Origin of the sequence: Actinomadura miaoliensis (assembly GCF_039536785.1) — a bacterium.
Classification (GTDB): domain Bacteria; phylum Actinomycetota; class Actinomycetes; order Streptosporangiales; family Streptosporangiaceae; genus Spirillospora; species Spirillospora miaoliensis.
The window spans coordinates 88467-112174 of record NZ_BAAAZG010000061.1 but is presented as its reverse complement, the minus strand read 5'-3'; the positions used below and the strand labels follow the sequence as shown (position 1 = coordinate 112174).

The window sequence follows — 23708 nt, the reverse complement described above, 5'->3', positions numbered from 1 at the left end:
GCCGAAGCCCTGCGGCACCGTCCTGCTCAGCCTTGGGACATGAGTGCCATCGGTTCACGACCGAGCCAGGGCACTGCGCCACCCCACCCTCGGGTGGCAGTCGAGAAGGGAAACGACAATGCCCAGCGATGCGATCAACCAGCAATGGCTCGATGAAGTGCTGACCGGCCTCGGTGAGACCGCCGACCAGGTCGCTGCGGCGCTGCACGCGGCAAAGATCACCGGTCAGAGGCACAACCCGAGCGACTGCCCCATGGTCCGATACGTGGCGGCCCGGGCTCGCGAGCGTGTGCCCTCCGCACAGGTGACCGCCTCCGCCACCAGGAGCACCATCCAGGTCGAGATCGACCTGCGCGACGCCGACCCTCAGACCGTCTGGACCGTCACGCCTCAGGCCGTGCGGGAGTTCATCGACGCTTTCGACGACGGTGAGTACACCGATCTGGTCGACGAAACAGCTGCCTGAACCTCAGCTCGCCAGGATCCAGGGGAGATTGCCTAGCTGGAAGCGGTCTCCTCGTGGCGGGTCTTCATCGGTCATGCGATTCAACGAAGCAACACCGAGCAATTAGCCGTGCTGCTGCTTCGGCTCTGGCCTACCGCCTTCCTCAAGGTCGGGAGTCAGCGTGCGCCGGTTCCCGACCGGTCAGCGGCACGTTGCCAACCGCCCCCGCGTGCGGGTGACCGTTTGAAAGGAGCGTTCACCATGTCCATGTCCAGCGACACGATCAGCGAACAGCGGCTCGCTGAGTTGCTGATGAGCCTCGGCGAGACTGCCGACCAGGTCGCTGCTGCACTCCGCCGAGCCAAGATCGTCGGGAGGCAGAGCAGCGCCTACCAGTGCCCGCTCGCCCGGTACATCGCGGAAAGGACACGCCAGTTGGTGCCGTCGGCGAGGATCAACGTTCGTGTCTGCGCTGGGGAGGTCGCCGTGGAGATCCACCAGCCCGACACCGACGAGTACCAGGAGATCACCGTGGCTCAGCCCAAGGCCGCGAAGGACTTCGTCAAGTCGTTCGATGAGGGAGGCTACGCCGACCTGGTCGACGCGTCAGCCGCCTGACCTGCAGCCCGCCCCACTCATGGGAGACCGGCACCGCCGCCGGGGCGATTCCCCGGCGGCACGAGCCATTTCGTTGCACCACGACCTTGCCATGGAGGTGATAGCGCATGGGACCGTCAGCGGACGCGAGATACGAAGAACTGGCGGAGCGGCTGTTGTCTGATGTCATCGCCGCCTGCCCTGCACTGGTCAACGTCCGCCAAGCCGTCTGGGACGCGGATGAACACCTTGCCCCCGGACAGCGGGACCAGATCGTGGATGCGACGGTCGCGCCGAACCTGGCCTTCTGGAAGGGCTGGCGGCAAGCAGCGATCAATCTGCTGCACGCCATGATCTCCGAAGTCATCACCAACGACCAAGCGGTGCTGCCCTGGCGGGACCGCAACGCGGTGATCCTCCGCATCATCGACCGGCTGACTCGCCACGACGACTAACCCACCATCAACGCCGACCTCGCTACCCGAGGCGGCGTCACTGTCCGATCACGACCCGCCCTTCGATCTGTCAGCGTCGCGACACCACGCGCGCGGCCGCGCTCGGCGAGGCCGGTGCGGCGTGTGGAGAACGACACGGCGGGCCGGTTCAATCGCCCGGAGACGAATCCAGATGCCCGACAAGCTGACCCTGCCCATACCCACCAGACTGACCGCTTCCTTCGTCGTCGCGGCGCCGCAGCAGCTCCCGGAGGATTTGACGCGCCTGGCCACCGTGCTCCATTCCGACGACGCTCCCCACGGCGTGGACCTGGTGCCCTACGTCGACGTCCGGTCGGTGGACGTTCCACCGATGCCGACGCTGGCTCACCTGTTCAGCTGTCCGGACTGCGACCGGACGGACCCTGCGCTGGCACACCGAATCAGCACGAGCGACACCTACATCCACGTGTCCTGCTGCGGCGGTGCCAGCTGGCCGCCCTCGCATGTTCCGCTGGCCGCCGCCGTTGCCGAAGCCCAGGCGATCCACACGGGCGGCATCCCGATCGACGCCGACAACGCCGTCATGCTGGCCGCCGAGTACATGCCCTACCCGCTGACCGAGCCCAGCGATTTCCACGTCGCCGGATGGACGATCATCACCTACACCTCCCACAGCACCGGACTGCGCCTGCAGACCAGCGGATTGGTGCGGCTCGGCTTGCCCGAACTGCGCATCGATGAGGTTCCCCAGCCCTTGGCCGGAGCCTGGGGCCGGGTGCTGGACGGACTGGCGCAATCCCTGCTGTCCCAGCAATGGACCGCAGTGAACCTCGGTCAAGCCTCCTGGGAACTGGACGCCGAGACCACGATCACCACGGCCGACATCGAGGCCGCCGTCGGCTCCAGGCATCACCACTCGGACGCCTCAGTGACCGTACGGCTGCATCAGGACGGCAGCGACGAACCGGTGCTGACCGTGGGCCCGCCGGACGGTGCCTCGGGCGCCGCCGCCCAGCAGTGGCACCGCCGGATCGTCCAGAGACTCGGCCTGCCCACTGACCACCGAACCTGAATATCGGCGAGGCGCCTCCAGGCCGACCCCAGGCGAACCCAAACTGGACCACCACAGGCACGCAGGCGCTCTGCTCGAACCAGCCCGGCCTCTCATCAGGCGGGTATGCGTGCCCTTCAGGTGCGCGATCGTGATCAGGAAGGAAACGGGCTCCCCGTTCCGTCGCCCGCGCATGCGCCCCTGTTGTCAGAACTCCTCGCCAGGACGCACCCGCCCCGCAGGCAGCACCACGCGAGCTCATTGGAGCTACGGCTGCTGCCAACTGACCTGCGCAAACGCATTCCCTTACGACATCGTCCCAGCCTCACAGGACAGGCTGCGGTCCGTCCAACCAAGTCCACAGACAGGCGGCCGCCTTGCTGACCGGAGGAGCAGATGAGCAAATCACGACGGATCGCATTGCCCGCCGGTCTGCACCGACTGGCAGGCGTGCTGGCCAATCCGAGGGCGGCCGCCGACCTGGTGTGGAATTCCAAGAAGGTCGTGTGGTGGCGCCTTGGGCTCGCCAACGCGATCGCCAAAGAACACCGCTACCACATCGTCGACGGCCAGACTGCATTGGCGCTGTGCGGGTGCGGCGAACCCATCCTGGAATGGTGCGGTGACTGGTGGCACGTTCACAACCCCGCCGTGCGCGGGACCGATGACCATTGGGCTCATCCCACGACGGGCACGGTGGTGCGGCCTCACGGCTGGGAAGAGTCCGACGACGTCGACTAAGCGTTCCGTTCAACCGGAGCTTGGCGCCGATCCGATTCTCGTCTGGTCTCGCTGAGGCGCCTGATCAACAAGCCATTCAAGGGAGGAGTCTGTGGAAGAAGATATCTCGCGTCATTGCCCGGTTCATGACATCGGGTACCACCTGACCGGTGTGGACTACGACGAGATCATGCCGGGCTGTGTGCTGCCGACAGGTTCGCTGAACTCCGATCTGGAACCGGCCGGGACGGTCGTCACAGCCGTCGAGGTCTACGGTCCCGGAGAGCACCCGCTCTCGGAGTTGACTCACACCCCGCCAGCGGAATTCACCATCGTGCTCTATCGAACGGTGTCCGGCCGCACCTACGACGCCTGGGTGCGACCGCAGTACGCGCACCGCATCGGCTGCCACTGGCCGGAAGGCACGGCGGCCAGCCGACAGCCAACCCAGGGGCCGGCGACGCCTTCAGCCTGACTCACCTGGCCCCCTGCGCGCCGCGGATCATGAGCTCCCGTTAGGGTGTGCTGCTCGATTTGTGTGTGCAGGTGACCGGTCTGAGGATTCCATGCGCAAGCCTGAACGACCGAGGCTGAAGGCGCAGTGAGAAAGGGCCGCCGAGCGGAGGCGGTCGAGCCTCTGGGGTCACCCCCGGTCAGAACCAGGAACTCGCAACGAGTAGCGGATGATCACGTTCGAATGCCTGCACCTCAGCTCGCAGGCCCCGCCGACCATCGATCGGTGTAATCGGTACAGAATCTCTCCAGTTCCGGCTGGAGATCGCGATCCGTCAGGTGACGGGCCGGTGGGTGGCGGCCAGGTAGTTCTGGAGTTGAGCATGGCGGAACTGGTAGATCGGACCTACGGCGCGCAGGAGGCCGAGGCGGTGCATGTCGTCCAGGAAAGGCATCAGCCTGCGTGGGAGCCGATCCGACCGGGAGAGCGCGACGGTCGCGACCGTGTAGGCCGTCCAGGCATGGTGACCACCGAAGGTGAGCATCGCCGCCAGGCCGGTCAGGCTCCCCAGGGGAACAGCGACAAGGACGGCGGCAACGAGCCCCATATCGAGCCCTTCGGCGCGGCCTATCGAGTACCCGGCTGCGCATCCGATCGCCACGCCGACCGCGAGTCCCGTGATGAGTGCACGTGCAATGCTCAGGGCTCGGTCGGCACGCCAGCTTCTGATCGGTGTGACCGCCTGCTCGATTGCCGCCGGGGTCTCGATCCACCGGAGGAGGCCGGTGGCGATGCCACTTGTGATCGTCACTGTGACGGCTGCGGCGGCACCGTCGGTCAGTGCGTCACCGCTCAGGTAGTCGAGCGCTGCCCAGCGGCCTTGTTCGAACGCCGGAGCCAGCCCGAGGGGCGTCGCCTCGCCCCAGAGCACCTCGTCGTAGGCGTTTTCCAAAGCTTCGACCAGCGTGAAAGACAGAGCGAAGAGGACGCCTGCGGCGAGCCCCAATGGGAGGCCCGTCATGAGTGCGGCCCGACCGATACAGCGGATGAGCAGGGTCAGCCTGCCGCGCATGCGAAACTCCGCATATCCGGGCGAGTCTTCTGCCCATGTCCTGGCTTTGAGGCTGACTGCTGCCCCGATCGTGAGAGCCGCCACAAGCGCCGCTGCCAGTCCGTACAGCACGCCGTTGGTGAGCCCCGCCGCAAGCGCCACAGGGAAGGGGAAGGTGGTTGCCGTCCAGAACGTTTGGCCTACCGCAATGCCGATGCCGAAAACGAGGCCGGTGCCCAACGCGAGCGCGAGTCCGAGTCCGAGCCTGGTTCTGAGGTTGAGGATCCGGGCGTGGTGAGCCAGCCGCCACCAGGCGAAGTCGGGAGTGCGCGAGGCGCCACCACCGCCGGAATGGACGAGGTGGTGGGCCAGGTAGCCCAGCCAGCGGCGGACCTGGTCGGGATCGTGGCCGAGGCGGGGGCAGAAGACATCGACCGGATCATCGCTGGGAGGTCTGGTGCCGATGAGCGCTGGGATGAGCTGGTCGAACAGGTGAGCGCGTAGCTTCTCGACGTCAGGGAAGCGCGCCGCGTCCAGCAGGGGCGCCGGGTCGGCACCGCGATCGATGTAGACGGTGCGCACCAACCACAGTCCGAGCGGGGTCGCGGTGACGTCGGCCAGTACCTTCCCCGGCCCGCCGACCACCGAGCCGGGTGGATCCTGATCGGCCGGGGGTGTGCGGCGAAGAACGGTCAAGATTCGCTGCCAGTGCGGTCCCGGGGATGGCGGCAGGCAGCGGGTGAGGTAGTCGGCGGCGGCCGCCGGAGTCAACGGGTGTGGTTCCAGCACCGCGGCGGAGGTCACCAGGTCCGCGGCGGCGGTGATCGCGGCGGCGAACTCGCCGGTGCGGCAGGTGAGGATGAGCTGGTCGTCGCCACCGAGCGACCGGTTCAGAGCAGTGATCACCTTGGCCCGGGCAGCTGGTGGCAGTTCGTCCAGCCCGTCCAGGACGGGCAGGATGTGCCCGCGCCTGGTCAGGGCCCGAACGACGTCGATGCCCAGCTCGGGCGAGCGCAGTGCCGGATAGTCGCGTGGGAGCCTGTCGGCCAGCCAGTTGTGCAGCCGGGGAAACTGCTCGGTGTCCCACCCGGCTACCGGCAGCATCACCGGGACTGCTTCCTCGGGGGTGCGGGTGGCCAGCAGGTGCAGCAGCAGTTGCAGCGCCAGGGTGGTCTTGCCCGCGCCTGGCCCGCCCAGGATCACCAGGCGACGCCGTCGGGTGCGGCGGAACCGGTCGGCCAGCGCGTCGATGTCGGCGCTGGAGGCCGTCCACCACACCGCACCCGCTGCCGGACCGCTGGCGGTTTCGACATTGGCTGCATGATCCATCAAGGCAGAGGTCGAGTGCGGGGATTGTTGGGGAGTCCGCCATCGCACCGGGATCGGGTCGGGATCATCCAAGGCCCGCAGCCGTGCCTCGTTCTTCCATTGCTCGGCCACCACCCCGGCCAGCACGTCCTTGGCATGTGACAGCGTGTCGGTGGCGGGTGCGGCAGCCGGCCGGGTGGCCCGCCAGGCCCACAGCACAACTCCGGCTGCCGCCGTGCCGGCGGCGATGAGCAGCGCGGTCAGCTGCGCGACGTTCGCCGAGGTCTGCAATCCTTCACGGCGGCCCAGCGGAATCGCCGTGACCACCAGCAGGAGCACCACCAGCGTCACGACGCCCCCGGCAGCCACCCATTGCGACTGTCTCTTCACTTTCCGCATGGTTGCCATCTTGGGTCGCTCACGCTCACCCTGCAGGCCACATCCTCAAACTGCCCTTTCGAGAGGCCGAGGCAGAATCGGACAGTGGAGCGTGTCCTGCCTCTATGAGTCGTGACGATGAGTCGCACTCCTCAGTGAAGCGCTGTGGGGCGAACGCGGGCTTCGGCTTGGCCCTGCGGGTTTCGGCTATGCTCCGCGACCCGGCACGGGACAGCCAGACGTGCACGCCACCGGCGGCAGCCCCCACCGGTTGCAGCCAGGACGCCCGGCCTGTCCCGCCCGAGTACATCGCGGCGTTTACCTCAGCACACGATGAACGTGCTCTTCCAGCCGAAGGGCGTCTGCTGCTCGTTGTTCCACCTGGAGCTGAGCTCGTGGTGGGCCACGCCCTCAGCGTTGGGCTGGTTGTACATCCTGGCGCTCTGGCCGGTGGCGTACCACTTGTAGGACCCGTGGAATTCCTCGGGGATGTTGCTCATCCCGCACTTGCTGATCGTCATCGAGCGGCCCGAGAAGTGGCTGCCCGTGTAGACCACGAGGGTGGATGCCTGTGCGGCGGCGGCGGACAAGGCGATGATCCCGGCGGTGAAGGCCGGTATCAGGGCCAGGCGCTTGGTGTTCACATTGTCTCCCGACGTCTTCGCTGCACCACGGACGGTGCGCATCTGACTACAGGTTGTCACCAGCACCTTCGTGGTTGTATCCGGGAAAACACTTACAGATTGTGCACGCACTGCCACTCAGAGTCGTGGCGCACCTCGTGCAGCCGACTGCCGGTAAGCGTGGGAGCGGGCTGCAGCTGCGGCCAACCGAGACAGTGCGGCCTGTGCGCGGACACCGGTCGGCGTCCAAGAGTTCGGTCACTTTGCCGGTACGCCGGGCATATGGCGCAGACAGAGTTGAGGGTGGTCAGCTGCGGCGAGGTCAGAAACGCTTGGCCGAGCCCACGCAGCGTCATCGTCGGCGGGAGAGAACACGACGGTACCGGCCACGTTGAACATTGTGGCCGGTACCGTCATCCCGCGGCACCGCGACCCGCCGCGCCCGGTACCGGAATGCCCTGTGGAAGAGGCAGGTCGTCTGGGTAGCGGGCAGAGGAAGGAACCTCCGCCCGCCAACGTCGTGCGAGAACAGCCCGGAGGTTGGCTGAATTGGTCACTTTCCACTTCGCTCTCGCCCTAGACGAGCGCCACCGAAGACGGGAGATGCTCAACGGCTCTGGCGACCGCCCCTCCACCCGCGCGCCGCGGCATGGACGGCTCGCAGAGATCCGGCGCGGTCGCCTCAGGCCTGGTCGTGGTCGGGTTGATGCCGCACCTGCCAGCCGGCGCCTTCGACCCCGGTGGGTTCAGCGCACGACGGTGTTTGTTGTGTGGTGGGTGAGGTCGCCTTCCATGTCGACCCAGTGGTCGTGCCAGGCGTGCCCGTGTTCGGGTCCGCGCTGCCAGGTGTGGGTGACGCGGCCGTTGGGGTCCAGGCCGAACACCGACAGGTCGCCGCTGGGATTGAGGACCACCGACGGGTCGTCGACGATACGGCCGCCGAGAGGTGCCCAGCCTGACCAGGGACCGCCGGTGCCGGTCTGCCAACGGTGGTGGAGTTGGTCGTCGGTACCGCGGGCGAAAACGACCATGCCGCCGTCACGCCCCACCAGTAGGCAAGGGCGGCCTTGCACGTCGCCCTCCATGTCGACCCATTCGCCGTGCCAGGCGTGCCCGTGCTCGGGTCCGCGCTGCCAGGTGTGAGCGAGACGGCCAACGGGGTCGCGGGCGAACACCGACAACGCCATGTTGGGCGAGAGCACCACCGCCGGATCGGACGCGAGCCGTCCACCGAGAGGTGCCCAACCTGACCAGGGACCGCCGGTGCCGGTCTGCCAGCGATGGTGGAGTTGGTCGTCGCTGCCGCGGGCGAAAACGACCATGCCGCCGTCACGGCCGACGAGCAGGCACGGCCGGCCTTGCACGTCGCCCTCCATGTCCACCCATTCGCCGTGCCAGGCGTGCCCATGCTCAGGCCCACGCTGCCAAGTGTGGGTGAGACGACCGCCGGGGTCGCGGGCGAACACCGACAACGCACCGTTGGGCGACAGCACCACCGCCGGATCGGATGCGAGCCGGCCGCCCAGCGAGACCCAGTCGGAGGCCCATGCGCCTTCCTCGGACTGCCAGGTGTGCCACAGCGCCCCGTCGGCACCGCGGACGAAGACCGCGAGCTTGCCGTACCGGCCCACCACAGGAAACGGCCGCCCGACCGCACCCGGCGCCGGACGCCCCAGTGGCGTCCACGCCGACCACGCACCACCCGGCGCGTTCTGCCACCGATGCGTGATCCCACCCGCGGGATCCACCCCAAAGATCACCATCCCACCACCGTGATCCACCACCGACGGCACCCCCACACTCACACGGGGGCCGTGGTGCGGTGGCTGGCTCCACCATGTGGTCTCTTTGCGGGCTCCGGCCCAGTTGAAGCTGAAGTGGACGTGGTCGGTGTGGGGGGAGCGGCCGGTGTACGGGGTCCACCCACGGTCCGCTCTGTAGGACTCCCAGATACGCCGGTTCCAGATCATGTACATGATGCCGAAGCGGCGGGCCAGGGCGTGCGGATTGCCGTACCGGTCCGTGGCCAGGAGCCAGTCCAGCAGGTCGGAGGCGATATGGGCCTGTCCATTGATGTTGACGCCCCAGTCCAGGGCGCGGCCCTCCTTGTGCTCGCTGACGCCGGGTTTCCCGCACTCCCTGCTGATGCCCAGGCTGGTCGTGTCCGGGTAGGTCGCGAGCAGCAGGTCGCGGAAGGCGAGCACTCCGGGTTTGGCGGCAGGGTCGCAGCCGCGCTGCGGTTCGTAGGCGGCGTAGGGGTCGATGTCGGGACCGAAGTCCGGTGTCGAGGGTGGCATACCTGCCTCTTTCTCCGGCTGATCGCCGGTGGTAAGTGACCTGCCGGGGCCGGTGCAGTCCGGACGCCCGGCGCCGCTCATGCCTCATCGAACAGGCCGCTCGTGCGCCCGCCGGACGGCTTGTGAGGTTCTTGTTCCGCCCCTCACTCCAGCGACTGGGGCGGGGCGGACGCGGACACGGTGTTTGTCGTGTCGTGGGTGAGGTCGCCTTCCATGTCGACCCAGTGGTCGTGCCAGGCGTGCCCGTGTTCGGGTCCGCGCTGCCAGGTGTGAGTGACGCGACCGCCGGGGGCGAGCCCGAACACCGACAGGTCGCCGCTGGGATTGAGGACCACCGACGGATCGTCGACGATACGGCCACCCAAGGGTGCCCAGCCCGACCAAGGGCCCCCCGTGCCGGTCTGCCAACGATGATGGAGTTGGTCGTCGCTGCCGCGGGCGAACACCACCATGCCGCCGTCACGGCCGACGAGCAGGCACGGCCGGCCTTGCACATCGCCTTCCATATCCACCCATTCGCCGTGCCAGGCATGCCCGTGCTCAGGCCCACGCTGCCAGGTATGAGTGAGACGGCCACCGGGGTCACGGGCGAACACCGACAACGCACCATTGGGCGACAGCACCACCGCCGGATCGGACGCGAGCCGTCCACCGAGAGGTGCCCAACCTGACCAGGGACCGCCGGTGCCGGTCTGCCAGCGATGGTGGAGTTGGTCGTCGCTGCCGCGGGCGAAGACGACCATGCCGCCGTCACGGCCGACGAGCAGGCAAGGGCGGCCTTGCACGTCGCCTTCCATGTCAACCCATTCGCCGTGCCAGGCGTGCCCGTGCTCGGGTCCGCGCTGCCAGGTGTGAGTGAGACGGCCACCGGGGTCGCGGGCGAACACCGACAACGCGCCGTTGGGCGACAGCACGACGGCAGGGGCGGATGCGAGCCGGCCGCCCAGCGACACCCAGTCGGGCGCCCATGCGCCTTCCTCCGATTGCCAGGTGTGCCACAGCGCCCCGTCGGCACCGCGTACGAAGACCGCGAGCTTGCCGTACCGGCCCACCACAGGAAACGGCCGCCCGACCGCACCCGGCGCCGGCCGCCCCAGCGGCGTCCACGCCGACCACGCACCACCCGGCGCGTTCTGCCACCGATGCGTGATCCCACCCGCGGGATCCACCCCGAAGATCACCATCCCACCACCGTGATCCACCACCGACGGCACCCCCACACTCACATGGGCTGCCCGGCCACCAGGCCAGGCAAGTCGCGCGGCTTCCTCCAGCAGCGCCCGGGCCTTGGCCTCCGCCTGGTCGTACCTGGCAGGGAACGCAGAGCGCTGTACCTTCTGCGCCGTCTGCCCAGCCGTGAGCCCGGGATCCTGCTGCTCCACGCGCACGGCTCGTACGAAGTACTGCTCGGCCGCATAGGACACGTTCATGATCTGCTCGGGCGTACCCCACCCCTGGCTGGGGCGCTGCTGGAAGACGCCCAGCGAATCGCGGTCGCCGCAAGGGAGGTTGTTCATGTGCGACTCGACCCACCCGGCCTCGAATCCGGACAGCATCACCTTGTCGGAAACACCGAGGCGCAGGCCGACGGTGTAGACGGTTTTGGTGACTTCCAGGTCATGGGTAGGCGGAACGTGACAAGGTCGTCCCATTTGCGGTACTTCCTCCTGCTGCCGGGGGCGCGTCGGCGGACACCGACACGTTCGACTACTTCCGCCGCCGCTCACAACGCAGTGCGTGTGCGTCTAGAGCGGCCAGTCTGCATGCACCGCTGCACTTTGGTGACTGATCGCAGTTGAATGGAAACATTCTGTGATGATCGCTGACAGGAGCGCATCCGGGAAACCACGTACGCCTTCCCGAGGTTCTGGCTGCGCACCCCCGTAAACCGCTGCAAACGGGGCATTGGAGGACGGGTGCCTGCCCTTTAGGTGAAACGCTACTGTGGGTGGCGCGTCGGTAAGACCCTCACGTCCACCCCGGTATACGAAATGGACAGCAGGGAAGCTGTCAGTGAGGGCCGGTGTGCACGTCTGACCGGGCACCACCCGATGACCGCGTTCATTGACCACGGTGAAGACACAGGCGGCGAGGCCGCCGCGCTGCTGCTCCGCTCCGGCAATGTCAGGTCCAACACCGCCGCGATCACATCGCCGCAGGGCGGCTCGCCCTCGACCAGATCCCTTCCCGCCTGCACAAGCAGGTCCTGATCCGGACCGACTCGGCGGCACCCACGAGTTCCTGGGCTGGGTCGCCGCCCGCCGGCTCAAGTACTCGATCGGGTTCAACCTCACCGATGAGGTCTGCGCCGCGATCCTGGCCCTGTATGAACACCCCGTGGCAGTGCGCCTATGCCGCCGATCGTGGACCTCGCGATGGTGCGTGGGTGGCCGAGCTGACCGGGATGCTTGGACCTGTCGTCCTGGCCCGACGGGATGCGGGTGATCGTCCGCCGTGAACGCCCGGACCCCGGCGCGCAGCTGCGGTTCACCGATTTTGGACGGGCACCGCTTCACCTGTTTCGTCACCGGAACCCGGCGCGGGCAGCTGGCCGACCTGGAGCTCTGCCACCGCCGCCGGGCCCGATGCGAGGACCGCATCTGGTGCGCCAAGGACACCGGCCTGCGCAACCTGCCCCTGCATGGGGCCACGGCCAACCAGATCTGGCTGAAGCTGGTCGCGCTGGCCGCGGAACTGACCGCCTGGGCCCAGATGCTCGCGCTGGAAGGGTCGGCCAGCGCGTGGGAACCCAAACGTCTGCGGCTGTGGGTCTTCTCCGCCGCCGGGCGCATGGGCCGCGGCGGACGACGGCTCAGGCTCCGGCTGAGCAACCGCTGCCCCTGGGCCGGCCTGATCATCACCGCGATGACCCGGCTGTAGATGCTGCCTGCGCTCTGGAGCAGGCCGAACCGTCCCGACAACACCAGGAAGCAGACCACCAGGGCCGGTGGAACCCCACCCACCCGGCGCGACAGCTAGGCACTGACACTGCCTCACCGCTGAAATACCTCAGCCGTTCGGGTCACTACGCGACCCGAACGAAAGATCGAGGTTAATGCTGGTTAGGTGGAGCGAGACTTGGCGCGCCCCGGTCCTTAAAGAACCGAAGGTCTCTGGATAGGGTGGGACTACGCGCCCGGCAGGGCCGACCAATACAGATCAGGGCATAGCGAATGCAGCTCTCCGATTGTGCTGGTCAAACTGCATTCACCCCTGCCGGGCGCGGTTCCGCCTTCATAGGCTGATGGTGAGCGCACAGCCCCGAGCGATGGACCAGTCCGAGCCTGAAATCGATCAGTAAGCTCGCCGTTCCTGGGCGAGTCGGTCATCGACCTCAGCCAGAAAAGTCGGGCGTAGAGCTGCCCGGTGCAAGCAGCAGAAGCTTGCGGATCTGAACGCAAACCGTGGCGAGACAAGCAGGTCTCGCTTTTTCATTTCCCGACATCTTTCCCAAGCGGCAGTGGAAGGACGTGATGCTGTATGCCGGACGAGCACGAGCGGGAGTCGAACATCCCGGCAGAGAGTCAGACAGGGGCGGCGTTCGGCGGGACGGAGCCATCGCAGGTGGTCATACGTGGCCCCGTTGACGCGATCGCGCTTGTGGCCTACATGGTGGGCTATCACCCGTCCCGCAGCCTGGTGGTCGTCGGCATTTCCGAGCAGGGGCGCGTGGTCGGGGTGCGTCAAAACCTGCCCCTACCGGGACGGGCTGCCAGCGCTGGCAAGGAAGCCGAAGCCATCGGCGAGAACCTGGTTGCCGTATTGAACCGCAACGGATCGTCCTCAGCGCTGCTGCTGGGATACGGACCCAATGAGCAGGTCACGCCTGTGATGGAAGGTGTGCTGCCGATCTTCAACCAAGCCGGAGTGCAGGTTCTGGAAGCGTTGCGCGTCGACCAGGGGCGGTGGTGGTCCTACACCTGCCAGAACCCGAGCTGCTGTCCGCCGGAGGGCACTGCCTACGACGTCAGCACCAGCGTGATCGCCGCACAGGCCACGCTGGCCGGACAGGTCGTGCTCGACGATCGTGACCAACTCGTCGAATCGGTCGCTCCCGTCCAGGGGAAGGAGCACACAGCGATGGAGGAAGCGACCAAGCGCGCCGAGCAGCGGATGCGTGAGCGAATCGCCGCCAGCGGTTCTCGTGCAGACAAGGCTGCACACCTGATCGACGAAGGCCGGACATTCATCGCCGAACTCGCCGACCAGGTCCGCACCGGCGAGATCCGGCTCGATGACGACGAGGTCGCCTGGCTCGGTCTGCTGCTGAGCAGTGTTCGGCTGCGGGACGAGGCATGGGTGCGCATCGACGTCGACCATCTGCGACAGCACGTGGAGTTCTGGCGCGATGTCGTGCGCCGGGTGGGGGAGCGTTACGTCGCTGCCCCGGCGAGCCTGCTGGCCTATGCAGCCTTCGAGATGGGGGACGGTGCACTCGCCAATGTCGCTCTCGACCGTGCCTGCGCCGCAGACCCGCTGTATTCGATGGCGCACCTGATCCGCGAAATCGTCACGGCGGGGATTCCGCCGGAGAAGGCACGGCTGGACATCACTCCCGAGGAGCTGGCGGCTGCCTACGCCGAACGCGAGCACAGCCAGAATCAGCAGGCCGCCAGGATTGCCCACGGCTCCGAGCAACCGTTCAGCCTCCGTCGAACGCGCTCGGAAGGGGAAGCTGAGCCGTCCTGACGCAGCACGCACTCTGACCGAGTCAGCGGCGGCCGGTCGTGTCGGGATGCCCGCTTCGAGTCTGTTGCACCGCCAACTCGGGCAGCGAACGACCGGATCGGTGCTCTGGCCAGTTGCAGACGCCAAGGAGGTCCCGGCCGCCCAAAATCCCATCGCCCTCAGGCAGAGCGCGGCCGGGATCGGCACCCCTCCATGACGCCTGCGCCGCCAACGACGTGCCTTGGCGGCATGCCCTGGCACATCACGTCCGCACTGCACCCGGTTGACCATGTCCGATCTCCGCCCGCCGGAACTCCATCAACCGCACATGGAAGGAGTGCAGCAGTGTCTGATCCGGTCCGTCGTTGGGCGATCCGCACCCAGCACGCCTATCACCCCGCACAGCTCAGCAAGGAGGTCTATACCGATCGCCAGGACGCCTGCGACGACTTGGCGCTGACGATCGAGAAGCTGGCGATGCGCCTCCCTGGCATGACCAACCTCGGCCGGATCCTCGCGCTTCGAGCAGCCACGCAGGCCGCCCACACAGGCCGCTTCGACGTCTGTCTCGAAGGCAAGATCCTGATGACCTTCCGCGTTGTGGAGCTGGACGCCCAAGGGCGACCCTTCGACCTCGACCAGATCCCCGACCTGACTGGGGGGCCCATCCCGGCCTCCGCCGCGGAGGCGACTGGCCCGACCGATGCCGGCTCCCAGCCTCCGACCGCTCGGAACGGAGGTGAGGCCTGATGGCCTGGTACATCTCCGCTCGCCGCGAAGGAACGGACCACCGCGTGGTCGCCGTCGCCCAGCCCTGCGCAGACCGACCGCAGGCCTGCCGTGCCCTGCGCGCCCGCCTGTCCAAGATCCTTCATGACTTCCGCGACCCCGACCTTCGCTCGGCAAAAGAGCTGGAGGCCATGCTCCGAGAGCAGCTTGAGCAGGTGGAACGAACCGGCTACGCCACATTGCCGGGCGGCCTCATCCTGGAAGTCGTCGAACTAACCCATAGCGACTTAGGTGATCCCGCCAACGTTGCCACCAGTTCCGGGCCGTCGACCGACCTTGATAAGCATGGCGCCGCTGAGAGGTCGATCGAATCGCATCTGCCGGGCTGCCCCTACGCCGACGGTGTCGCGCACGACGAGTGCTCCTGCCCGGCCAACGCCGTGGCGCCCGCAGTCTGGCATCGGCTGCCGTGATCATAGCGGCGAGCAGCCGTGCCAGTGGTCCCAGCACCGCCAGGACCGTCGAGACGTGCATGGCGTGTGGCCCTCCTTTTTTGGCCCGCCCCGGCCACCATGGTGGCGTGCCGAAGGTGTGGCGGGCTGCGCCCGGTACCGCGCAAGCACCGCGCCGCCGTCGCCGCCGAGCTGCGCAAGATCTACACCGCACCCGACACCGACGCCGCCCTGGACGCGCTGGCCTCCTTCGCCGGCACCGACCTGGGCCGCCGCTCCCCCCAAGCCGTGCGGGCGTGGGAGGCGGCCTGGGAACGGTTCATCCCGTTCCTGGGCTCACCCCGGCCGTCCGCAAGCTGCTCTACACCACCAACAGCATCGAGTCGCTGAACTACCAGCTGCGCAAGGTCACCAAGGCCCGCGGACACTTCCCTACCGACGACGCGGTGGTCAATCTGCTGTGGCCGGCCATCGTCAACATCGAGGACAAACGCGCCCGCCAACGCGCCGCCCGCACCCGCCAGGACGGCGCCCGCCCCGGCTATCCCGGCCGGCTCATCGAGGGCACCAAGACCTGCGGCTGGGCCGAAGCCCTCAACGAACTCGCCGCCGCATACCCAGGCCGCATCCAGTAAAGAAAACCAGACCATCACGAGATCATCTTTGTGCACTTCGAGTTGCAGGCTCGATGGTCCTCGCCGGGCTGGTCAGAAGGGGATCTCAGCTTCTGGCGGGTCTGGTGGAGGAACGTGGTGACCTCGGTGAGGGGGAAGGCGCCGGTGGTGGAGGCGAGAACGGCCTCGCTGTAGGCGGTGTGGTGAGCTAGTAACAGGGGCCGTCGTCTACATCGACGATGGCGCACCAAGGGCCCGATACAACCCGGACCGCTTCACGCCTACAACCTGCGTGATCGCGTACTGCGTGGCATTGTAAGGCGAGTGGAATACAAGGTCCGCCTGTCCGACGCCGGTGTACACCTGTTCGACCGTGATTCCGGGCTGAACGTTTTGCTCGACGAGGTCGAGGTGCTGCCTGGGCAGGTCTCGCCTGCTCCCCGGTATGTTTCGATTGCACTGTCTAACGCCTGTGAGCTGCAGTGCAGCTACTGTTACGCGCCCAAACATGCCGCCATGCTTGACATCGATCGCGTGGTCGCCTGGGCCGTCGAGCTCGATGAGGCCGGGTGCCTGGGGGTTGGCTTTGGAGGTGGAGAGCCGACGGCTCACCCTCGTTTCGCCCAGTTGTGCGGGCGGATCGCCGCGTCGACGTCGATGGCGGTGACGTTCACGACGCACGGGCACCGGCTGACTCCCCGTCTCGCCGATGCCTTGCGAGGGTCCGTGCATTTCGCGCGCCTATCTGTCGACGGGGTCGCCGCTACGTACGAGCGGCTTCGTAACAGGCCCTTCACTGCGGTCCGTGCGGCAGCCGCGTTGCTGGCTTCGGTGGCCCCGTTCGGAATCAACGTCGTCGTGAACGGCGACACGGTCGGCGAACTCGACGACCTGGCCGCGTTCGCCACCGACGTGGGCGCCTGTGAGCTATTACTCTTGCCCGAGCAGCCGACCGCGGCCACTCCTGGGATCAGCGATGCTGATGCACAGCATCTCGTGCGCTGGATCCGAGGCACCGCGACGCCGGTGCGGCTCGCCATCGCGCAGTCGGGGCTCGAAGGATCGGTACCGGCTGTTGAGGCCATCCCCGGCGAACGCCCGCTGGATGCCCACCTGCACGTCGACGCGACCGCTATCCTGCGTCCCCACGCCTACGCGACCACGGGAATGCCGATCGAGGGCTCCATCCTGGAGGCCGTGCACGCGCTGAAGGGGGCAGTGTGAGGATCTGGCACAGCTACGGCTCCGAGCACTCGATGAATCTGGTGCTGATCGGCACCTTCGAGACCGTCGCCGATGCGGAGACTGCGATCGAGCGGATGGAGACATTGAAGGGCCTCGCGGAGAGCGCGTGGTCCGAAGACGATTGGCGACGCCAAGACAAGGGCATGCCCAGCACGCTCGTCGACGGACTCACGAAGCTGAAGCTCTATGATTTCGGACGTTTCGACGTCGACGCCTACGCCTTCGACCACTCGGCTGAGCGCACCGGATCCGTGGTCCGCATCGCCACCGAGGAGTCCGATATCCAAGGGTTCGTGAAGCTGTTCCTGGACCTGGGCGCACGCGTCGAAGTGTTCTCGCTCCATACCTGGAACGAGGACGGGACGACACGCCGGACCACGGACGGCTGAGATGGCGGTGGACCTGACCACGCTGGCGCACTTGCCAGGTGCCGCCGATCAGAACTTCGAAGCCCTCGCGCGCGCGATCGTCATCCGCCGCTACGGAGCGCTAGGCACGCTCCGGGAACGTCGCCAACAGCCCGGCGTCGAATTCTATCTGCGTGTCGAACACCCCGGCGAGCTCGGAGACCCAGGCCGCGTCTGGGGCTGGTCGTGCAAATGGTTCATTCTCGGCCCCAAACACGAGCTCACATCCGGCCAGCGCAAGCAGATCGAGGAGTCCGTCGACAGGGCCGTCAAATACGTCGACGGACTGACCGACTTCGTGCTGGGTCTTCCCGAGCGGCCGGCGAAGAAGGACGAGGAGTGGATCGACGGGCTCGGGCCTGCCAAAGGCATCTCGACGAAGCTGTGGGCAGCGGAAGACTTCGACGCGCAGATGGCCGGGCTCGACGATCTTCGTTCTACCTTCTTCGGAGAGCTTGTCCTGTCTCCGGGCTCTCTCGCCCAAGTCCATGAGCGGTGCGTCGCCCCGATCCGAGCCCGTTGGCTAGCGCTCTTGCACACCACGACCCACGTAGAACACCGGATCGAACGTATCCTGCTGCGCCCGACCTCCTTCGACTGGCTCGATGAACGCATCGCTGCCATCGCCTCCCGCACCGAACGGCTCCGCATCGCCTTGCCGGACATCGACGATGATGCGCGTGCGGACGCTGAGACCATCGCCGACGACCTCGAACGGTTCACCGCCGACCTGCGAGCCATCGCCGACGCCAGCAGGAACCGCCGACCGATGGAGGTCCGTGAGCGCGTTGCCGACCAGGAGCCCCCTGCAACGTCGCCGCGCAGCCTCCGCACGCTCTTGCTGGACCTCCGCAAGCGCCGCTTGCCTGCGGCCCTTGCCGTCACGGGCCTCAGTGCGGAGATCCGCGACGTCGTCGGATGGCTGCAAGACGTGCGCGCAGACCTACAAGCCCCACTGACCGCTATCGTCGCCGCTGCCGGAATGGGCAAGACCCACCTGGCCGCTCAACTGACAGCTCCAGAGGGGCAGCCAACCGCGGGAGTGTTCATCCAGGGCGGGCGCCTGCGTATCGGGGAGAACCTTGATGACGTGGTGCGGCGCATCCCCGGGCTGAAGGTCGACCGGTTCGAGGACCTCCTGCTAGCACTGGACTCTGCTGGGGCCCGCGCCGGGACCAGGATTCCCCTAGTGATCGACGGCCTGAACGAGGCCGAGCGGCCCTCGCAATGGCGAGCGCTGCTCGACGAGCTGACGCCAGCCCTTGGCAGTTATCCGAACGTCCTGGTCATCGTCACCCTCCGCGAGGCCCTCGCCGAGCGCACCGTCCCAGGAACAGCCGTACGACTGGACCTCGCCTGGCGCCGGCCCGAGGTGGAGAAGATCGTCGCCACCTACTTCGCCGACTACCTGATCGACGCCCGTGGCGCATGGCTGCCGGCCAAGATGTTCGGCAACCCGCTCTTCGTCCGCATGTACTGCGAAGCCGCCAACCCTGACCGCAAGAAGCGGGTTGGGGCGGAAGCGCTCCCGACCTCTCTAGTCGGCGTATTCGAACGGTACCGCGACAGCGTCGCCGACCGTTTGGCGGCAGACCCTGCTCGCACACCCGTACCCCCAGCGCAGATCAAGCGGCGCCTGGCTGCACTCGCCCGGAGAATGTGGGACCTCAAAGCCCGGCGGCTGCCTTCCGAGGATGCCAGAGCGATACTCGACGAAGGCGAGACGAACTGGGACGAAAGCCTGCTTCGGCGCCTCGTCGACGAAGGGATCCTCTTCCGGGACGAGGTCGACGGCAGCGACGACACCGAGGTCGGATTCCTGTTCGACCGCCTCGCCGGATACCTCATCGCCGATGCGCTCCTCGTCCGCATGCCTTACGCCGAAGTCGATGAGCGGCTCGCAGAACCGTCCCTGTGGAACCTCCTCGGCGGCAAGGATGGCCACCCCTTCGGGGAAGACATCGTCATTGGCCTGATCGGGCTGCTGCCCCGCCGGTTCGGCGGCCACCACCTGTGGCGTCTCAGTCCGGATAAGCACCGACCGTGGGTACTGGCGCAAGAACTCGACTCGGAGTCGGTGTTCCTCGACGATGAGACCGTCGACGCGCTTGCGGCATGGATCGTCTCTTCAGACTGGAAGACCCCGGGGCCTTTCAGACAGGGGAACCAGCATCCCTTCGATCGGTTGTGGGAGGTCCGTTCGGCTCCCGCCCACCGGCTGAACGCCGCCTTCCTCGACCGGGTCCTTCGCCAGATGCCGCTACCCGAACGAGACCGTCGATGGACCGAATGGGTCCGCTACCGCGGCAAGGAACTCGCGAGCGGCCGCAAACGAGCTATCTGGGACTGGTCCCGCAACCTTGAGCGTACCGAAGCCGACGACCTGCACGCGCTGGCGACCTCCTGGCTGCTGACCTCCACGAACCAGACAGTGCGGGACCTTGCGACCATGGCCTTGCAACGCTACGGCCGCCCCGAACCCAAGCGCCTGTTCGATCTCGCCACCCGGATGCTCGACGTCGACGACCCATATGTGGTCGAGAGAATCATCGGTGCCGCGTTCGGTGCTGCCAGCGCTCATCAGATGCCCGATCCCGGCGGCACGTTCGAGCGCGCACTCGCCGGGTGGCTCATCGAACTCCGCGACCACTTTCTCCGCGACGGTTCCTCTCCCACATCCCACGAGCTGTTGCGCAGCTACGTACGGGCCATCTTCGAGTTCGCCGGAACCCTCCACCCCAGTGCGGTACCTGACGACGTCGACCCGTTCACACTGACATTTGTCTCCCCGCCGCCGGCACCGGTGATGGCCGACGACGCCCCCAACGCTGAAGAGTGCAGCAGCACCTTCGGCATGGACTTCGAAAACTACATCATCGGTCCAGCTATCGAGGGCAGAGCGAACTACGATTCCACCCACCCGGATTTCCGACGCGCCCGCGGCGAGGTCATGGCCCGCGTATGGAATCTCGGATGGCGCACCGCGATGTTCGGCGGCATCGATCGCGACATCGCCGAGGACGTATACCGCCTCGGCCGTGAACGTGTACGCGTGGAACGCTACGGCAAGAAGTACGGGTGGATCGCCTACCACGAACTGGTCGGCCGCCTCGCCGACGCCGGAGAAACCCCCGACCGGTGGGTCGGTGGCGGCCGAAACCTGACTCCCGATATCGACCCCTCCTTTCCCGGCGAGCCCCCTGCAGCGGCGGTACCGCTTCCGGAGTGGGCACCCGAAGGCCCGATAGACGATCGGGAATGGGTGCGAGCGGGGGCCGTCACTGTACCCGAACAACTGTGGGCTCCTGAGGAGCTCTACGGCGTTCTCGGTGGATGGCTGCTGGTCGAGGGCTTTCTGGAACACCGCCGCGATGGACGGAAGGTGTGGGGGTTCTTCCGTACTCTCCTGCTCGAACCACCCGATGTGGATCCGGCGCTTGAGCTGATCATCGCGACGGATTATCTAGGAAACGACTTCCTTCCCCGACTCCCGGTGGTTCACGGGGTTTTCGCCGGGGAAGCACCTTGGAGCCCCCGGTTCCAGGTGCATTTCGACGATGACGCCTACATGCGTCCCGTGCTGCGTCGTGCCTGGTCTGAGGAAGGCATCAGCATCGGGCAGGTCGCCGTCGAACTCTCGACCAAGGACGGAGAAGCGCCAACGTCCCTTCAGCACTCCTACGATGTGCCATCGTTCGGTTTCGCCGCGGAGTTCGGGCTCCGTCAACGGCCCAGCACGCTAGACCTGGTCAGCATCGAGGGCACCCGCGCCTCGGCGACCTTCCGCGCAGAGGCGCCTTGGCGCGGACATCTGCTATTCCTACGCCGTGACCTGGTCGTTGGCTTTGCTGACCAACGGCGGATCATGCAGGTCGCTTGGGGTGAGCGCGAGGCGACCGTCGACTGGAGAGCCGTCCCCACCTGGCTCCGTGAGCTGCATCAGAGTTACCAACACGTCTGGCGCAACATCCGCGTGCTCGACGAAGACGGCCGCTCGCCGTAGCGAGTTGCCCTTCCCACCGCGATCCACTACCTCGTCCACCCACGGCTGCAGCAAACCATTGCCAGAACACAATCGTTCCAGCTGGCCTCAAACAGGCCCGGTCTCTCGGCTCTTTCGCCCGAAACGTTCGGGGCGTATGAAGCCCTCAGCAGTTTCCACCACCTAGACGGACAGGCGCGATGTGATGGGGCATGCCGATCAAGGGAGGGAAGATCAGCCAGAGCTGAAGAGCCGTTTAACCCAACGTCCGCTCATCGGCATGACCGGACGTTCCGGAGCGCCACCGCTGGTGAGCAGAGGCAAGGCAGAAACAGGCACAGTCTGACGGCAGCGGCAGCCTCTAGCCCGCTTCGGCGTGTCGCCTTGCTTAGTGCAGAGAAATTTCCAGCTACGTAAGCTTGAATTCGGAACCTGTGGCCGCCCCTACGGGGCCCTGTAACTACGAGCACGCCTGCATCCGCTGCCCAATGCTCCGAGATTATCGACAACCTCGCCGCTTGAATCGACGAGTCACTGCCAACGGCTGGCTCGGCGAGGTTCCAGGACTCCAGATCAGTCGCTGGACTAGAGGTACTGAACAAATCCGAGACAACGATCAAGTCCTCAGCCTCCTTTCCTGAAATTGGGAATGGGAATATCGATGAAGTCGTTCACTTTCAACGAAGAGGCCGCGCAGGAGTGGGTGACAGATCTAATCGTGGTGCACGAGCTGGCCGACCTTGCCGACAAGACCGACACCCGAGAAGGAGGGGCGAATTTGCGGCTCAACCTTGGCTGACAGCCGTGCGATCCTGGCCAGGAAGACATCGTCTCCTTTCTGATTCAGTAGCCCCATTGCAAGGAGGATGTACTCGCCCATTCCAGTCACGCCAAAGCGAACATAGAGTTCGTCGATGATGGAGATGATTGGTGTTACTGATTTCTGTTGACTCTCAGGACCTGTTTTGGTGACCCTTGCATCTCCGGCTAACGAGGGATGATTCGGTGTGCGGGCTCGATGTGGCGATCGGGATCATTGTGAGGCTGCACAGATCATAGACTCACTTCTCGGACAACTCGACGCATTCGTCGCGGCGATGATCTGAGAGGATTAGCAGCCAAGCATCCGAAGCGGAGGTCGATTGCGCTGTACTCTTGTCAGCCTCGTCGCTGAGCACGTCACATGTCGCAAGAGGGTCGGCCCCCTTGGCGGGAGCCGACCCCTTTGATCAAATCCCTTACTTAGATGAGTAGGCCAAGCAGGAGACTGATCGTTGTCTATGATACGCCTTTAAAGCTGGGACGGTGCCCTTCACAGGGCAGGACACCATCCAGCCTTCGACTGTCACCCCACCCAGCGAGCGACATCCTGGGGACCTGCTTTGCGAGCAGCGAACAGCCCGGTGGCCACGGCGCGCATCTTGGGAAGATGCACCTGTGGGCATTGAAGATGGCCCAGTCCGGCGGTTGGCTACACAGCCGTATGTCGCTCGGGTTCACCCACGCGAGAGACTGCTGCCTGGCGTGTCGTTGCTCCCGGTGCCGATGAAGTGGGAGGGTGGTGCCAGATGAACGATGACCTCGTGGCGCTGCTCTTCGATGTCGTGGAGCGCCTGGAGCAGCACATCCAGACTGGCGAGTACGTGGCGATCGCTGCGCTCGAAGGGGAGCGCACGCTCCTTCTCAGCGACTACGACTACCTTCGGGATCAAGACGCCGCCGTCGCCTTCGAGCAACAAGCGGCCGCCCATGCCCGCCGCATCGGAGCGATCCGATGGGTTCTGGCCGTGCCGCAGGTCTGGGTGATCGGCGAACGGGATGTGGCCACGCGAGCCCCTTCCTCCCATCCACTTCGGCCAGGGGAGCAAGAGGCCATCACCTGGATGGGCTTCGACCAGGAAGGCGGCATCGACTACGGTCGAGTGCCCTACACACGCCGTCCCGACGGGGAGCCAGTTTTCGGCGAGCCAGAGGTCTTCACTGTGCCGCTCACACCTGGCGACCTCATGCCGGGGAACACGCTGCTGCGCACGCTCATGGATGACGAGCCGTCCGCTGGCGACTGAACCTGTCGCTTGCGCGCATCCTGCGCTGAGACTGGGCTCAGCACGCTGCATCTGGACGGGCGAGATCAACGCGTTCGAAATGGAACACGTCTCGGCGTCCCTTTATGAGGAGATCCCGGTGGTGTCATCCCAAGGGGCCGAAACTGGGCCTGCCGGCTGAGAGAATTCCACCACGCACCCGCAG

General features: G+C 66.4%; 18 protein-coding genes and 2 pseudogenes. 16 read left to right on the top strand and 4 right to left on the bottom strand.

What is annotated here, in order from left to right; all coding sequences use genetic code 11:
- Window positions 1-118 precede the first annotated feature (118 nt).
- The 6 genes from ABD811_RS38440 to ABD811_RS38415 all read left to right on the top strand — a co-directional run bounded on the left by ABD811_RS38440 (window position 119) and on the right by ABD811_RS38415 (window position 3725).
- Window positions 119-466: a hypothetical protein gene (locus ABD811_RS38440; RefSeq protein WP_344957668.1), complete on the top strand. Its 348-nt coding sequence runs from the start codon at window positions 119-121 to the stop codon at window positions 464-466.
- A gap of 240 nt (window positions 467-706) precedes the next feature.
- On the top strand, window positions 707-1063 hold the full coding sequence (locus tag ABD811_RS38435; RefSeq protein ID WP_344957666.1) for a hypothetical protein: 357 nt from the start codon (window positions 707-709) through the stop codon (window positions 1061-1063).
- 107 nt (window positions 1064-1170) lie between these two features.
- Entirely contained in the window at window positions 1171-1497 is a 327-nt protein-coding gene (locus tag ABD811_RS38430; RefSeq protein ID WP_344957664.1) for a hypothetical protein, read from the top strand.
- Window positions 1498-1669: 172 nt separating this feature from the next.
- Entirely contained in the window at window positions 1670-2551 is an 882-nt protein-coding gene (locus ABD811_RS38425) for a hypothetical protein (RefSeq protein WP_344957662.1), read from the top strand.
- Window positions 2552-2926: 375 nt separating this feature from the next.
- Window positions 2927-3271, top strand: a complete 345-nt coding sequence (locus tag ABD811_RS38420) for a hypothetical protein (RefSeq protein WP_344957659.1) — start codon at window positions 2927-2929, stop codon at window positions 3269-3271.
- Between the two features lie 91 nt (window positions 3272-3362).
- A complete protein-coding gene (locus ABD811_RS38415; protein ID WP_344957657.1) occupies window positions 3363-3725 on the top strand; it encodes a hypothetical protein in 363 nt (120 codons plus the stop codon).
- A 313-nt stretch (window positions 3726-4038) separates the two neighbouring features.
- Here ABD811_RS38415 and ABD811_RS38410 read toward each other — a convergent pair whose 3' ends face one another.
- The 4 genes from ABD811_RS38410 to ABD811_RS38395 all read right to left on the bottom strand — a co-directional run bounded on the left by ABD811_RS38410 (window position 4039) and on the right by ABD811_RS38395 (window position 11013).
- Window positions 4039-6462: an NACHT domain-containing protein gene (locus tag ABD811_RS38410; protein WP_344957655.1), complete on the bottom strand. Its 2424-nt coding sequence runs from the start codon at window positions 6460-6462 to the stop codon at window positions 4039-4041.
- 302 nt (window positions 6463-6764) lie between these two features.
- A complete protein-coding gene (locus ABD811_RS38405; RefSeq protein ID WP_344957653.1) occupies window positions 6765-7085 on the bottom strand; it encodes a MiAMP1 family antimicrobial peptide in 321 nt (106 codons plus the stop codon).
- A 725-nt stretch (window positions 7086-7810) separates the two neighbouring features.
- Window positions 7811-9442 carry a PLL family lectin gene (locus ABD811_RS38400; protein ID WP_344957651.1) on the bottom strand — a complete coding sequence of 544 codons (1632 nt, stop codon included), beginning with the start codon at window positions 9440-9442 and terminating at the stop codon, window positions 7811-7813.
- A gap of 62 nt (window positions 9443-9504) precedes the next feature.
- A complete protein-coding gene (locus ABD811_RS38395; protein WP_344957649.1) occupies window positions 9505-11013 on the bottom strand; it encodes a PLL family lectin in 1509 nt (502 codons plus the stop codon).
- Between the two features lie 387 nt (window positions 11014-11400).
- On the opposite strand from ABD811_RS38395, the pseudogene ABD811_RS38390 reads away from it, so the two are divergent.
- From ABD811_RS38390 to ABD811_RS38345, 10 genes and pseudogenes are all read left to right on the top strand, one after another.
- Window positions 11401-12241, top strand: a pseudogene (locus tag ABD811_RS38390) (transposase); the annotation flags it as partial.
- A gap of 600 nt (window positions 12242-12841) precedes the next feature.
- On the top strand, window positions 12842-14050 hold the full coding sequence (locus ABD811_RS38385) for a DUF4192 domain-containing protein (protein WP_344957647.1): 1209 nt from the start codon (window positions 12842-12844) through the stop codon (window positions 14048-14050).
- 324 nt (window positions 14051-14374) lie between these two features.
- Window positions 14375-14779: a hypothetical protein gene (locus tag ABD811_RS38380; RefSeq protein ID WP_344957645.1), complete on the top strand. Its 405-nt coding sequence runs from the start codon at window positions 14375-14377 to the stop codon at window positions 14777-14779.
- Window positions 14779-15231: a hypothetical protein gene (locus ABD811_RS38375; protein ID WP_344957643.1), complete on the top strand. Its 453-nt coding sequence runs from the start codon at window positions 14779-14781 to the stop codon at window positions 15229-15231. Before ABD811_RS38380 ends, ABD811_RS38375 begins: the two co-directional genes overlap by 1 nt.
- A 126-nt stretch (window positions 15232-15357) precedes the next feature.
- A pseudogene (locus ABD811_RS38370) lies at window positions 15358-15845 on the top strand (transposase); the annotation flags it as partial.
- Window positions 15846-16148: 303 nt separating this feature from the next.
- Window positions 16149-17048: a radical SAM protein gene (locus ABD811_RS38365; RefSeq protein ID WP_344957641.1), complete on the top strand. Its 900-nt coding sequence runs from the start codon at window positions 16149-16151 to the stop codon at window positions 17046-17048.
- Window positions 17045-17458 (top strand): DUF6375 family protein, encoded by a 414-nt coding sequence (locus ABD811_RS38360; RefSeq protein WP_344957639.1) that lies wholly within the window; start codon window positions 17045-17047, stop codon window positions 17456-17458. The genes ABD811_RS38365 and ABD811_RS38360 overlap by 4 nt, the downstream gene beginning before the upstream one ends.
- A 1-nt stretch (window position 17459) precedes the next feature.
- Entirely contained in the window at window positions 17460-21479 is a 4020-nt protein-coding gene (locus tag ABD811_RS38355) for an NACHT domain-containing protein (RefSeq protein ID WP_344957637.1), read from the top strand.
- Window positions 21480-22119: 640 nt separating this feature from the next.
- Window positions 22120-22257, top strand: coding sequence for a hypothetical protein (locus ABD811_RS38350; protein ID WP_344957635.1), 138 nt, complete (start codon window positions 22120-22122; stop codon window positions 22255-22257).
- 769 nt (window positions 22258-23026) lie between these two features.
- Complete coding sequence (locus ABD811_RS38345) at window positions 23027-23524, top strand: hypothetical protein (RefSeq protein WP_344957633.1); 498 nt, start codon at window positions 23027-23029, stop codon at window positions 23522-23524.
- Window positions 23525-23708: the final 184 nt, after the last annotated feature.

Coding starts and splice junctions, on each gene's coding strand:
- ABD811_RS38400 (WP_344957651.1), bottom strand. CDS start 9,442: ATGAGCGGCGCCGGGCGTCCGGACTGCACCGGCCCCGGCAGGTCACTT.
- ABD811_RS38385 (WP_344957647.1), top strand. CDS start 12,842: ATGCCGGACGAGCACGAGCGGGAGTCGAACATCCCGGCAGAGAGTCAG.
- ABD811_RS38435 (WP_344957666.1), top strand. CDS start 707: ATGTCCATGTCCAGCGACACGATCAGCGAACAGCGGCTCGCTGAGTTG.
- ABD811_RS38410 (WP_344957655.1), bottom strand. CDS start 6,462: ATGCGGAAAGTGAAGAGACAGTCGCAATGGGTGGCTGCCGGGGGCGTC.
- ABD811_RS38375 (WP_344957643.1), top strand. CDS start 14,779: ATGGCCTGGTACATCTCCGCTCGCCGCGAAGGAACGGACCACCGCGTG.
- ABD811_RS38420 (WP_344957659.1), top strand. CDS start 2,927: ATGAGCAAATCACGACGGATCGCATTGCCCGCCGGTCTGCACCGACTG.
- ABD811_RS38425 (WP_344957662.1), top strand. CDS start 1,670: ATGCCCGACAAGCTGACCCTGCCCATACCCACCAGACTGACCGCTTCC.
- ABD811_RS38345 (WP_344957633.1), top strand. CDS start 23,027: ATGAACGATGACCTCGTGGCGCTGCTCTTCGATGTCGTGGAGCGCCTG.
- ABD811_RS38430 (WP_344957664.1), top strand. CDS start 1,171: ATGGGACCGTCAGCGGACGCGAGATACGAAGAACTGGCGGAGCGGCTG.
- ABD811_RS38355 (WP_344957637.1), top strand. CDS start 17,460: ATGGCGGTGGACCTGACCACGCTGGCGCACTTGCCAGGTGCCGCCGAT.
- ABD811_RS38395 (WP_344957649.1), bottom strand. CDS start 11,013: ATGGGACGACCTTGTCACGTTCCGCCTACCCATGACCTGGAAGTCACC.
- ABD811_RS38350 (WP_344957635.1), top strand. CDS start 22,120: ATGAAGTCGTTCACTTTCAACGAAGAGGCCGCGCAGGAGTGGGTGACA.
- ABD811_RS38440 (WP_344957668.1), top strand. CDS start 119: ATGCCCAGCGATGCGATCAACCAGCAATGGCTCGATGAAGTGCTGACC.